We start from the raw sequence: 12,597 nt of genomic DNA on the forward strand, positions 1-12,597 counted from the left end.
CTGTTTGAGCTTTGTGAATGGCTAATCGAGAATAGATTTCTAGGGATTGTCGAATTTCATCACCTGAATAAGGTTCACTAAGAGCATCATCAATGAATTGAGATTTTAATCGCCTAAAAAGAAAGGCGCGGCATCTTACTGCGAAACATGTAAAGTTGTCTAAAAAAAGTGGTTATTTAAGCATCCAGGCATCAGCTAATTTTTCATCTGACGGCCAATCGTAATTTTTCGCGATTGAACTAATAATATCTTGGGCAAGTTCACGGCCATTATCTGAGTTAGTTATAATTACAGCTCCTTGGCCTTTAGCTGGATAAGCAACGATCCAGCCTTGATATCCAGCATTTTGTCCTAATTTTGCAATTCGAAGCTTTTCATTAGTTCCAGATATAACAAAACCAAGTCCATATTGCGTATTTTTTTGTTTGGTCAACGCTTTTTTAATATTGAGATTTGAAAATAAACTTTTTTTATTTTGATATGCTTTCATAATTTCAATTAATATTTGCGAGATATCAGCTGGAGTGCTCCATAATCCAGCTGAAGCAAACTCAGGCACGACTCTCCATGGATAAGAAAATGGTTTCCCTTCTTCATTATAAGAGTGAACAGCATTTATTGATAAATCACTATTTAAAGGAGCTTGAAAAAAACTATTCTTAAGATTTAAAGGTTTAAATATTTCTTCATTCACAACAGATTGAAAGGATTTATCTGTGACGCTTTCAATAAGCAGCTCTACTATTTGATAACCACCACCTGAATAGCTATATTTTTCAGATGTTGGCACTTCCAATTTAACAGGAAGATTATTCGCTGGACTCTGTCCATTTAATATTTCAATCAGTGTAGGAAGCTTCTCATTAGGTGAATAACCATAAAAGCCACTTATACCAATTCCAGAAGTCATACTTAGCAAAGAAGAAAGAGTTATCTCTGGATTTTTAAACTGTACAGGTTTCTCGATTTTCCAACCTTTTAAAGAAGAACTAACATCTTTATCTAGTTCTAATATTCCATTATCAACTAATTTAACAACCGCCAACGCTGTAACTGCTTTTGATATTGAACCAAATTGAAAAAGAGTTTCTTCATTAATTTTAGTTTTATTATTTTCTGATATATACCCATAGGAGTATAACCAATCTATTTTATTATTTTCAATTACACTAATACTAATTGCTGGTACTTTATAATGCTTCATTGCATTTGAAATATTTACCTCTTTATTATTAATTGGAATTTTGTTAAGAGTACTGTTTTTTTATTAGGAGAGTTTGTAAATGAAAATGAAATAAAAACAAATAGTAATAATGATATATATTTTAAATTTTTAATTAATTGAAGCATATTTTGAGTTTCCTTTCAAAAAATTATGAATAAAAAAATTATCATAGAATAATTTTTTTATAATTAAAGGAAAATATTAAAATAATTAATAATTTCCTATTTTTTTAAAATTTATTTATATTTTATATGAAATTTACCCGTAAAAATTTTGGTTATGCAGGGGTACCGAGCCGCTGAAACGGAAAAAAGGCGGAGTAAGTAGACCAGGGGAATTTCACCCCCAGCCTCTTGCAGAACCGTACGTGAGCCTCTCAGCTCATACGGCTCCCATTATTCAGCTATTATAGATTATGGTTTTACAACGTGCCCAATGAATAAATAGATTCGGATACTGCTGGTGCAATCTCTTAATCATTTCACAAGACTTATTATAACTGTCTCTATTTTTCTTAAATTTCCTTTTTGCCCATTTGATGAGATGAGAATTCACTGCTTTCGCTATGATTTGCAGTGCTTTGGAACCATAATGCGCACAATAATAATTTAACCACCCACTGATTACAGGGTTTAACTTTTCAGCAATTTCTCGAATGTCAGATTGAGTCCAGTGCTTTAATTTCCAATGACGTATTACTTCACGGATATTAAAAGCTGACTTTTTGCTGATTGCGGGTAAGGATCTGCGCGCCTCGCGGCGCGCAGATCCTTACCGCTTACCTAATTAACGGCAATTCACTTTCTGTAGTAAGTCGATGGACTCTTGTGAATCGTATAGCTCTCTGTAATGTAGTTTTCTACCAGTACTAGCTTTTCCAGAAATAAGTATGCCATTTTTATAAATAAAAGTTGCACAAAATTTACCGTTTTCTAAATAAATATTAGATTCACCTTGTTTTTTTCCTTTAATATATTCTAATTCTTGTTTTAATTTTCCTGAATCATAAAATGTCTGAAATATACCACAACGCTCATCACTACAATATTGACCTCTCTCTATTAATCTTTCATATTTGTTATAACGCTTATAATCTCCATCAATAGTCTTATTTTTAATTAGATATTCAGTCTCTAATTCACCACTATTATAATAACATTTTTTTCTGTTATTCAAATCTGTAATACACTGTCTTAATCCATCTTCATAAAAAAGCCTTGCCATACCATACACAATGCCTTTTTTATAAAATAATTCACTTTTAATTTTTCCATTTTGATGGTAAAAACGAGTAAAACCATCAAGAAAACCATTCTTTGAAGATGCTATTTCTGCTATAGAACCATTTTGATATAGATTAATTATTATACCTGAAACAGGTTTTTTTGTTTTAATATCTAAAATTTTTACAATATTATCAAACCCTTTTGCTACAACATCTTTTACTAAAACATCTTTTACTACAACATCTTTTTCATTAATATATATTTTTTCGCTTCCTTTTCTAAGATTTTCTAATTTTGGTGCGGTATGTGTTTTAAATTCTTCGTAATCTTGATTATTTATTAAATATTCAGTATTATTTTGATTAAAAAATTTATTAAAAAACTTTTCAAAAAAATTTAATTTATTAACAGTAATATAAACATATCTATAACAAATAATTTTATCTTCACTATTGCTTTCGCAATGACTTGGTAATATTTCAATTTCTTTATGATTTTCTTTACAACCATAAGAATTGTTGCAAACCAAATCAAATCTTTCAAATATATTTTTTAATGAATTTATTATTGCAGTATCTCGATAGCTTCCTTCCCCAATTCCGCACAATTCGTATGTATCTTCAATTATTTTTAATACTTCCTCTTTACAAATCCATTGAGATGAATATGAATAATTATTTATAAATATTAAAATTATAAAAAAACAAAATCTCATTAATAACCTCCATTAATTATGACTCTAGTTTATATTAAGGTATTTCACTTTATACCCAATCCCTTCATCAAAATTTGAGCCACCACTTTACTTTTCGTTAATCCTATTTTTTCAACTATTAACTGGCATTTTTTAATATATAATACTTTATTACCTAATATTATAATTTAATTTTATTAAAAATGATTTTTTTCCATATTAAATAAAGTAAAAATATAAATATTAAAGCTGGATACAAAAGCATTGAAAAATTTGATAAACTATGATTTTTTCTAGCTTCTCTTATGAGTTCACTTCCATTTACTAATTTAAGATTCAAAGTTTTTTCTTCCACAATATTGCACATCGAATCTTGAATATCTTTTCTTTTAATGCGACTTCCTGTCACTTTTTCAGTTAGACGATTAATTGAATAAACATATCGAACACACAAATAACTACTACCATAAATTAACTCTGTGTCATCCCATTTTACAATACTCATTTTCTCATTGTCAACATTCAATAGCTGTTTGTAAATACTCGCTGTCACAATTTCACAAAATTGTGACTTTCTATTGCAAATAATTTTAGATATTTGATCAGGTATTGCAGGTTTATCATTTTCTAGATTTTCTATAATCCAAGTTCCAGTTGCATAAACAGAACCTGAATCCCAGTAATCAAAATTTAAAATTAAATCTGGTAAAAATACAGGATATTTTTCATTAATAATAATTCCATTTATAATTGAAATTACTATTAATACTGCTAGTGAAATAAAAAATGCTAAAATTGAAAAAAAAATATTTTTTTTCATACTATTAATACCTTTTTTCTAAATGAGTATTTTAATAAATACTAATTGCTTAAAAAATATTTTTCGACTTTTTATAGTAAATTCTTTATGAGAAAATTTTGACAACATTATACACTAAATTTGTTGGATTTTTTTTCTTTTTTTCAAAGTATATATTAAATTAAAAGGGATTATTAAATATATAAATCAATCAATGGGTCTATTTAGCATGTCGAGTAATAAGGAGAATTATTAAACTCTCCTTAGCCTCACAGAACCCGGCGTGCAGATTTCCTGCAACGGGCTCTTCAATAAATTAATTATAGCAAGACATAATCTGCCATTTTAATAAATGGTATTTTAAGCTTTGGAAATGGGATTTGAAATATTTTAAGATATTGATTCATTCTTTCCTATTTTGACTTCTATTTGATAACGTTTTGCGCCAGTATTTTATTGCTTCAACATGAAATTTCTTGATAGATTCAGTATTACCTCCAAGCCCATAATTTTGTGAGAAGCATGCCAAAAACCAAGTCTACTTCATTATTTGAGAACACTCCCTAGCAGAGTAGGCTTTTTGAGCTGGACGCTGCAACCAAACTAGTAACTATTCGTTATTAATTTTCATTTAGGTACTTTGCTCTTGGATCACCCTCAAAAATAAAACCATTCAGTTTTCTATAAGTATCTTTTTCTACAATCTGTCGAGCAATTACAGCCAAATAAGGTAATATTTTCCTTAAATCGTTAGATCCACCCTCACTAATAACTGAAACTTTCCAAAATGGTTTAATATTTTTAGTTTTCAAAAAATGCTTATAGTCAATTGCTTCTAAAATTAAATGTCTTACATAAGTTGTAATATCGATAGAATTAATTCTTTCACCACGATATACTAACTCTGGTAAAGGGTTACCAGATGTGGTTTGTGATTTTATCTCCCCTAAGTTTTGACCATAATAATTATAAACCTTATGAGTTGTTGTAGATTGCTGAGGTTGTCGAATCACATAATCATATACTGGTTCACTCCATGTTTTTGTTTTTGGCGCACTCACTCCAAAATTAACAAAAACAACAGTATCAATTTTCTTTTTATCTTCAGTTACTTTATAGCCATTTTCTTTTAAAATTTTTACTACAAGATTCTTTACTGGCAAGAATTCTAAACTATCTTTAGTTATTCCCTCCACAGAAGGCTCTATTGTTGTTAATTTTTTAACTGGTATATTACCAACAAATCCTTCTACTTGAATCTGAAATCTTTTGTTTAGTTCAAATGATGCTTTATTAACCACTTTTTCATTTTCAAAAACAACTACTACATCTTGCCAAGAATACAAAACCTCATTACCCCATCTAAGAACATGATGTGGTCGACCCAGTATACTGTGAACCTGCTCTTCATTCATACCTAACTCAACTTTTTTAGAACGAGCACGCTCAAGATGAATTGTTACACATCCATTCAAAAATATTATAAAAAAAAACAATACTAGATTACGTCCTGTCATCTGCCCTCCAATAATCAGATATTTCGGCATAAATGCAATCAACTATAAATTCCCAGCCATCACTTTAGTCAGTTTTTTGAGCTGGTAGTTGCAACCGAACGCTATTTCTCAAGATACGCACAATTTACAAAGATAATTTTTAAGCAGAACGATAAAGAAAGCTATTATTTATTTAAAAATAATGATTTTTGTATTCTAGCTCCGATTAATTTTATGTTAAAAAAAATTAACAAATATTTTATTTTGTGTTCAGAATTAATTCAATATTTCTTATATCTAATTCATTAAATTTAATACCGTATTGATTAAACCTATCTTTATTAGCTTTGAATATTTTTATGTTATTGTTTTTTAAGATATTTTTTAATACTATAGTAAAATCTTTTGCAATAGGGTTATTATAAAAGTTAATACCCAAAAATATAGAATCAAGTTGTAATCCTAAATCATTTAAATCATGATTACCTTTATTATTTAGTATTCTATATTCATCTTCATGATCCCAAAACTTATTATACTTAAACCTACTCATTTCTCTATAATAGTCATGAATAGTTGGTATGTCATAAAATGACACTTCTGGATTTGAAGTATACTCAACTTTAATAATTTTATTTTTATTACCTACTTTATATTTTAAGCAAATTCCTTTGTGGCAATAGCTATAGTTTGACCATAAATTTATATTATCATTAGTTCCAGAAAAACAACATACTCCGATTTTTTTTGCCTCATGATGATAAACTTGGGTAAAAGACTTTAATAAATCATGTTGTTTAATATAATTTTCAAAACCGTTAATTTTATCTTTATTATTTTTGCAATTTACAAGAAAACCAAATAATGGATTACAATTAATAGCATTATCAATAAATTTAATCTTATCAAATTTATTTTGTGAATTAAAAGTTAAATTATGCTCAAATTCAAAAGGATCGTTAAATTCAGTAAATTCTGGAAAGTATAATTTTTTATTTAAAATTATATCTTTTAATCTATCAAGACAAATCTTAGAGTTAAGTGGTCTATATTTATATAAATGGTCAGGAATATTAAAACGCATTTTGAATAACACTCTCTAGATTATGATAATCTTATAAATAATTAATTACTGGTTTAATTTTATATTCAAATTTCTTCTTTCAATATAATTTTTTAAAGTTGAAAGATCCACTTCTAAGATTTTAGATATTGAAGTTTTTGATACGTTAAGGCTTAATAGTTTCTTTATTTCAATTTCTTTTCCATCAAGTTTTGATCTTCCAAAACTTCCTTTAGGTCTCCCTAATTTAATTCCTTCTGCTTTGAGAGATGCCAAAGCCTCTTTTGTACGAAGAGAGTTAAGCTCTCGTTCATAGGGTAAACATTGTAATCATGACTTTAGTATGTAAGTCTTGTCTATCTTTGATTTTGATATTTTCTTTGCTCTCTATAAAATGAGATCCTGGGTTAATAAGTTGATCAATTGTTGTTACAACTTCCCCTACAGAATTGCTCCCAAATTTCAGTGAATAATATTAAAACCTCTTGTATGTTGTCAACAGGTAGAAGCATTTTTCTAAAGTAGAATCTAAAAGGAACAAGATAATATAACAGATTTTTTATATAATTTTACATTTTATCACACTTAATTATTAAACTTATTCGATGAGATCTATTTGATTCAAATAACAATAATTGAGAAAAACCTAGATAAGGAGGAATACTTTTGTCGCGATTATACAGACAAACAATAGATGTCGCAAATGAGATATTTCGTTTACTATTTTCGCATATAAGAATTTTTTTCTTACTAATGTATACTGCGTTTGAAAGATCTTCCGCGGAAATAAAACTACAATTTGATATGCTGTTTTTCAGTGTCTTTAGAATAATGCCTTTGGGTATAGTCTACGTAACATTTTCATCTGGGTTAAATATTCTCTTTTCTGTAGTCACTTGATCGATGATTATCAAAGTCCACTTGAACTCCGAATTTTTCTCTTCACTTCTTGCTACTGAAGAAAGAAGAAACACAAGTAACAAAGAAACGGTAACTATTCGCCTCATAAATTCCTCCAAATATTCCCATCTTCCGAAGTTTGCTGCTTAGCTTGAATAGAACAAGGTTTTGAGTCTGTCATTTTTTTGATAATTTATTTCATTCTGATTCAGCAAAAAATTGAAATATTTTCATAAAAATTTAAAATAATTAATAAATAGAATGGGAGATTTTTAAATGATTAAATTTATATTGTTACTTTTATTCGTTTTTCCAGATTTTTCTTATCCTCAAAACGAAAAAAAATGTTTTGCATATGTTAAAGATAATGGTAGAAATGGAAAACACCCAAATGATATTTATAGATCTGTTGAAAAAGTAAAAAATGAATGCAAATCGGGCTACATATTAGATTTCAGAGTTTATCAAGAAGCGGAAGTTTTTGAAAAAGTTCAGTATGATACTGCGATATCGCGTCAAACAGAATTTTGTAATTATAATAAAACTATTACAACAACATTTAATAAATATTTCTTTGGCTTTACTTGCGAATTTAAATAATGATGAAACGAGCAATATTTTTTCAATATTCTCGAAATTAAAATTTTTTTCTTCTTTTATACTCTTTATCTTTCATCTCTATTCTGCGAAAAAATCAATTAACAATTTGAAATAAAATGGAAAAATTCTTATTATATTTATGTTGAAAATCGTAGCAAGTGTGATATTATTAATATACGCTGTGACTGCGTCGATACTTGCAGATATGGTAAACCAACACGGCGCCGTTTCTTATTTTGGCAATTTGATAAAGCCATATCCTTCAATTTTTCCATCAGGCCTTTTTCTAAAAGAATTTTCAATTTGCTCAAAAAATCTATTGTCATTTCTTGAAATTTTTCTATACACAGCTCCTGTTACAAGATCTGCAAACTGTATTCCGACGCTTAAATGCGAAGGAGCCATAAAAACTCCTTCAATTAAATTTTGATAAAACGCAGAGCTTGGTTTATTTGATTGAAGTAGATTTTGATGCAAATGTCTCAGTTGATCATCATCTTTTGGCATGCGGTGATCACATATAATGATATCATTTATTTTTCCGCCTATAATTCTTGAAAGATCTTGCAAGTAATATTGAAAACGTTCGGTCATTTGTTTGTAAGCGTACCAGTAGAGATCGTTTTGTGTGAATACATAACTTAACTCATATACTTTTTTAATATCAACAACTACAGCTATAATTTTAATAGATTTGTATTTTGAAATGATCTTATAAAGCCCCGCCCTAAGTTCTTCTTTTTGATCAGCATTTAAATGCGACATAGAATTTTGACGTGATTCACTTTTTGATGGCCGTTTGAGCTGGACGCTGCAACCAGACGTCATTTCTGTTTGATAGGATTATGAAAGCATTTCTGTGATAAAACGTGACTGGGTTTGGGGTTTTACGTCTCCCCAAGGCATTATTCTTGTTTCTGGATAAGTAATATAAATCCATCTTCTTGATCTTGTAATAGCAACAAAGGCACTGTTTCTTTCTTCATCGATTTCTTTCTTATTGCGAGCTCGATAATCAGGAAAAACTCCTTCGCACATTCCTATAAGAAATACGATATCTTTTTCTAATCCTTTCATTGTATGAACAGTACTTAAAGTTAATCCATTTGATTTATAATCCTCATTTATTTGACCAAGTGCCATTGCATTACGAAAAGCACTAAGAGATATTCCTAGGCCTTTTTTCTTAAAAATAATCCAATTTGTTTTAAATTCATTAAGTTCATTTAAGGAAATGTCAAGTTCATTTAATAAAGAAGAATTTTGAGAATTTTTGGCAACTAGTTCTTTTATTTTATTTTCAATTTCAATACAGAATTTAGTTATATTTGGGTCATTTAAATCCAATTTATGAATCAAATTTAAAAGCATTATTTGCAATTCAGGAAATAAAATATTTTGATGAATTATCTTAGGAACGAGCTCTTGAAGTATATTTTCATTTCCCCAAGTGTCTGGAGGATTTATTTTTAAAACCGAACATAATTTTTTACCATCAACCCAATCTTTTAAATTTAATCTGAGACGAATAGCAAGAATCGAGTATTTTTCCAAATAAAGAAGATGGTTCTACTTGTCTCTCTCCTTTTTTTAGCGAATAAGCTATTTTGTTGTTTTTAAGACACTCTTCAAGTTTCTTAAAAACAAATTTGTTTCTTCCAATTATAACTATATTATTTAAAGTTATATCCCCCTCAATTTCGGGATCATTTTTAATCTGAAGTAATTCTTTAATTTTATCAATAATCCAAGATGCCTCAGAGTCTTCATCTTTTAAATTTTGAAAAAATCTTTTACCATCTAAGGCAAAATCGGATTCGATTTGAGATCCTGGCTTCAGCTTATTAGATAAGTGTATAACGGCTTTTGAGCTTCTATAATTTTCATTTAATCTAAATTTCAATGGATTAAAGTCATTTACAAATTGAGTACAAAAAAAATCATTTGAGGAACCATTGAAACCAAAAATCATTTGATTGGGATCTCCTACCATCATAAGACTTGTTATTTCGTCACTACATAAAGCTTTTATAAATTCATATTGAGCTTTATTGAGATCTTGAGCTTCATCAACACAAATATGTTTATAATTAGTTCGATATATTTTTCCACACCATGGTTGTTCAAGAAGAATTCGATGAGAATAAACTAAAATATCGTCAAAATCTATTCCACCGCTTTCCAGTAATGCTTCTTGATAAGCTACAAATATTTGCCAAAAATTTTTGCTGTTTATATATTTCTCTTTAATCTCATTTTCATTTAATAATTCCCTTTTTATAATAGAAAATTGTTCCATATATCTTTGAATTATTTGTTCTCGCTCTTTCTTGGTTTTTTTATCATGCACATTTAAAAATTCATCAATATTGATTCCTCTATTACGTAAAGATTGCAAAAAAACAGTTTTGCAATCTTGTTCTCTATCATAAATGTGCAATTCTGATGGTAAACCAATTGTATGTCCATATTGATTTAAGATACGCTGAGCTACTCCATGAACAGTAGAAATCCAACAACAATCTTCAATCCCTTCAAAATTATTTAGTCGAAGAAGCATTTCTTCAGCTGCTTTATTAGTAAAAGTGAGTGCAATAATGCCTTCTTTAATTTTAGTTTGAAAAATATGGCTAATTCGTTCAGTTAATACTCTAGTTTTACCTGATCCAGCAGCTGCTAATACTTGCAGAGAAACACCAATTGGAGCATGAACAATTTCTTTTTGTGCAATTGATAATGTAGTCATTTCAATACCCCATTTTTAATTTTATCGAAAAATTCAATTATCTTTGGAGGAAATTTCTCAATCTCTAATTCAACAATTCTTTTAGCTATTTCTGGTGCATATTTGGTTTTATTATCATTTAAAATATCTATTAAAGCATTATTATAAAATGTTGGATTGGATGTATAATCTCTAATTTTATCATTATAAATATCTTGATTACAAGTTCTGCAAACTGGTTCATTTGTTTTGAATCTGCCCTTAGATGTTCCATTTTTTTTAGAAATCCAATTATCAATAGCACCTGAACCATCTAATTCTTTTATAGTTAATTCAATGATTTCTCTATAATTTGTTGAAATTAAATATCCTTCAAAATCTGTTCCATCAAGAGTAGTTATGTTTGGATAATTCTTAATTTCCTCATCAGTACTACCATAAACTTTATCGTAAACTTTTTTTAGATCATCCCTAGTTTTTTTTTCACCATCACTAAAAATATATACAGGAATTGAAAAATCTTTAGCAAAAGATAAAAAGGGAAAGTATTTATTTCCGGAACCGCCAACTCCAATAAAATTTATACCCATTTCGAAAGATTCTTTTCCAAAATACTTATGAAAAAGAGTAGGAAGAGCCTGAGCTTCTGTCTCGCCTTCACATAAAATCAATGCCCGTGCAAAAAGAATTTCTCCTCTGGAATAAATAACTTCTCTTTGAATTTTTCTTTTGCTTTCTGTATCAAGCTCTGAGCTTAGAAATAAAGCCACTATATTATCAGAAGATTTTTTAAGATATCTTAACTCGGATTGACTAGCTATTGCAGCTAAATAAGGAGAATGAGTACTAACAATTATCTGACCTTCAGATTCAACAAGTTGACGATAAAGAGTTTTTTGAGCATTGGGATGTAAATGAGCTTCAGGTTCCTCAGCCGCAATAATTGGAAAAAATGCTTTAGATTCTTCAGCATTTTTTTCAACCATTAAATCAGTAAATGATTTGACTGTAAGAATGGAAGCCCAGCTTCTTGTACCCATTCCATGATACTCCATAGAAAATGTATTATTTGGGTTTTCACCAAAATGTATTGAGAAATGCTTTGAAAGATCTCTAACTTTCTTAGGAAATGGTGTAATTTCAGCATTACCAGAACCATGAAATGATTGATTTAATTTTTCTAAATTTGTTTTCAAACTATTAAGATCATGACTTTTACTTACAGCTTCATGATTAATATTTTGAATAAGTGATTCTAATTTATTAACTTCTTCTTGATTATATTTAATTTGAGATAATACTCTTCCTACAAATGAATTTTTTTCTTTAAGTTCTGTATGAATATCACGTTGAGCATCAATAGATATAAATTTAATATTTTCAATTCTATTTGATATTTTAGATTCAATATTTTTTTCTGTTAACCATTCATTTAATGAGGGCCATTTTTTTAATGTAGTTCTTTTGCAATCAAAACTACCTTTATTTATTATATTTGATGCCACTTTTGTTCTAATTGCAAAAAATTGATCACCATTTAATTCTGTTTGTATGTTATCACTAAATTCCATGGCCCAATTGTCATTAAATAACTGAGTTCGATTTTTATTATTATCAACTGGAATAATCTTAACATCAACAATTATTTCTTGAACTCTATTTTCATCTAAATTGATATGAAAATCTTCTTCAGATAAATATCGAAAATAGTCACCTAGTGCTAAATGTAATGCTTTTAGTATAGAGGTTTTACCGGAATTATTAGCTCCAATTAGAATTGTTACATTAGATAAGGATATTTCTAGATTTTTAATTCCTCGGAAACCAGCAATTCTAATTGTATCGATTAATATGCTCATAAATTTCATT

The 12,597-nt window shown here is 28.4% G+C and carries 13 protein-coding genes; 1 reads left to right on the forward strand and 12 read right to left on the reverse strand.

Annotated elements, in window-relative coordinates:
* Positions 1–172 precede the first annotated feature (172 nt).
* The 8 genes from Spiro2_RS06000 to Spiro2_RS06030 all read right to left on the reverse strand — a co-directional run bounded on the left by Spiro2_RS06000 (position 173) and on the right by Spiro2_RS06030 (position 7,510).
* The gene (locus Spiro2_RS06000) at positions 173–1,204 is read right to left on the reverse strand and encodes a serine hydrolase domain-containing protein (protein WP_338637700.1); all 1,032 of its coding nucleotides are present in this window, start codon (positions 1,202–1,204) and stop codon (positions 173–175) included.
* A gap of 420 nt (positions 1,205–1,624) precedes the next feature.
* Positions 1,625–1,957, reverse strand: a complete 333-nt coding sequence (locus Spiro2_RS12745; RefSeq protein ID WP_422398031.1) for a group II intron maturase-specific domain-containing protein — start codon at positions 1,955–1,957, stop codon at positions 1,625–1,627.
* A 54-nt stretch (positions 1,958–2,011) separates the two neighbouring features.
* Entirely contained in the window at positions 2,012–3,166 is a 1,155-nt protein-coding gene (locus Spiro2_RS06005; RefSeq protein WP_338637701.1) for a hypothetical protein, read from the reverse strand.
* Positions 3,167–3,326: 160 nt separating this feature from the next.
* On the reverse strand, positions 3,327–3,965 hold the full coding sequence (locus tag Spiro2_RS06010) for a hypothetical protein (RefSeq protein ID WP_338637702.1): 639 nt from the start codon (positions 3,963–3,965) through the stop codon (positions 3,327–3,329).
* A gap of 599 nt (positions 3,966–4,564) precedes the next feature.
* Positions 4,565–5,461 (reverse strand): hypothetical protein, encoded by an 897-nt coding sequence (locus Spiro2_RS06015; RefSeq protein ID WP_338637703.1) that lies wholly within the window; start codon positions 5,459–5,461, stop codon positions 4,565–4,567.
* Positions 5,462–5,699: 238 nt separating this feature from the next.
* The gene (locus Spiro2_RS06020) at positions 5,700–6,524 is read right to left on the reverse strand and encodes a hypothetical protein (RefSeq protein WP_338637704.1); all 825 of its coding nucleotides are present in this window, start codon (positions 6,522–6,524) and stop codon (positions 5,700–5,702) included.
* Between the two features lie 45 nt (positions 6,525–6,569).
* The gene (locus Spiro2_RS06025; RefSeq protein WP_338637705.1) at positions 6,570–6,779 is read right to left on the reverse strand and encodes a hypothetical protein; all 210 of its coding nucleotides are present in this window, start codon (positions 6,777–6,779) and stop codon (positions 6,570–6,572) included.
* Between the two features lie 572 nt (positions 6,780–7,351).
* Entirely contained in the window at positions 7,352–7,510 is a 159-nt protein-coding gene (locus Spiro2_RS06030) for a hypothetical protein (RefSeq protein ID WP_338637707.1), read from the reverse strand.
* A gap of 169 nt (positions 7,511–7,679) precedes the next feature.
* Here Spiro2_RS06030 and Spiro2_RS06035 point away from each other — a divergent pair, with 169 nt between their 5' ends.
* A complete protein-coding gene (locus Spiro2_RS06035) occupies positions 7,680–8,003 on the forward strand; it encodes a hypothetical protein (RefSeq protein ID WP_338637708.1) in 324 nt (107 codons plus the stop codon).
* A 231-nt stretch (positions 8,004–8,234) separates the two neighbouring features.
* On the opposite strand, the gene Spiro2_RS06040 is transcribed toward Spiro2_RS06035, so the two are convergent.
* The 4 genes from Spiro2_RS06040 to Spiro2_RS06055 are packed head-to-tail and all read right to left on the reverse strand — an operon-like array spanning position 8,235 to position 12,587.
* On the reverse strand, positions 8,235–8,831 hold the full coding sequence (locus tag Spiro2_RS06040; RefSeq protein WP_338637709.1) for a DUF3800 domain-containing protein: 597 nt from the start codon (positions 8,829–8,831) through the stop codon (positions 8,235–8,237).
* A 15-nt stretch (positions 8,832–8,846) separates the two neighbouring features.
* The gene (locus Spiro2_RS06045) at positions 8,847–9,557 is read right to left on the reverse strand and encodes a 3'-5' exonuclease (protein ID WP_338637710.1); all 711 of its coding nucleotides are present in this window, start codon (positions 9,555–9,557) and stop codon (positions 8,847–8,849) included.
* Complete coding sequence (locus Spiro2_RS06050) at positions 9,499–10,749, reverse strand: ATP-dependent helicase (protein WP_338637711.1); 1,251 nt, start codon at positions 10,747–10,749, stop codon at positions 9,499–9,501. The genes Spiro2_RS06045 and Spiro2_RS06050 overlap by 59 nt, the downstream gene beginning before the upstream one ends.
* Entirely contained in the window at positions 10,746–12,587 is a 1,842-nt protein-coding gene (locus Spiro2_RS06055; protein WP_338637712.1) for an AAA family ATPase, read from the reverse strand. The genes Spiro2_RS06050 and Spiro2_RS06055 overlap by 4 nt, the downstream gene beginning before the upstream one ends.
* Between the last annotated feature and the right edge of the window lie 10 nt (positions 12,588–12,597).

Source organism: Spirobacillus cienkowskii, assembly GCF_037081835.1.
Taxonomy (GTDB): Bacteria; Bdellovibrionota_B; Oligoflexia; order Silvanigrellales; family Silvanigrellaceae; genus Silvanigrella; species Silvanigrella cienkowskii.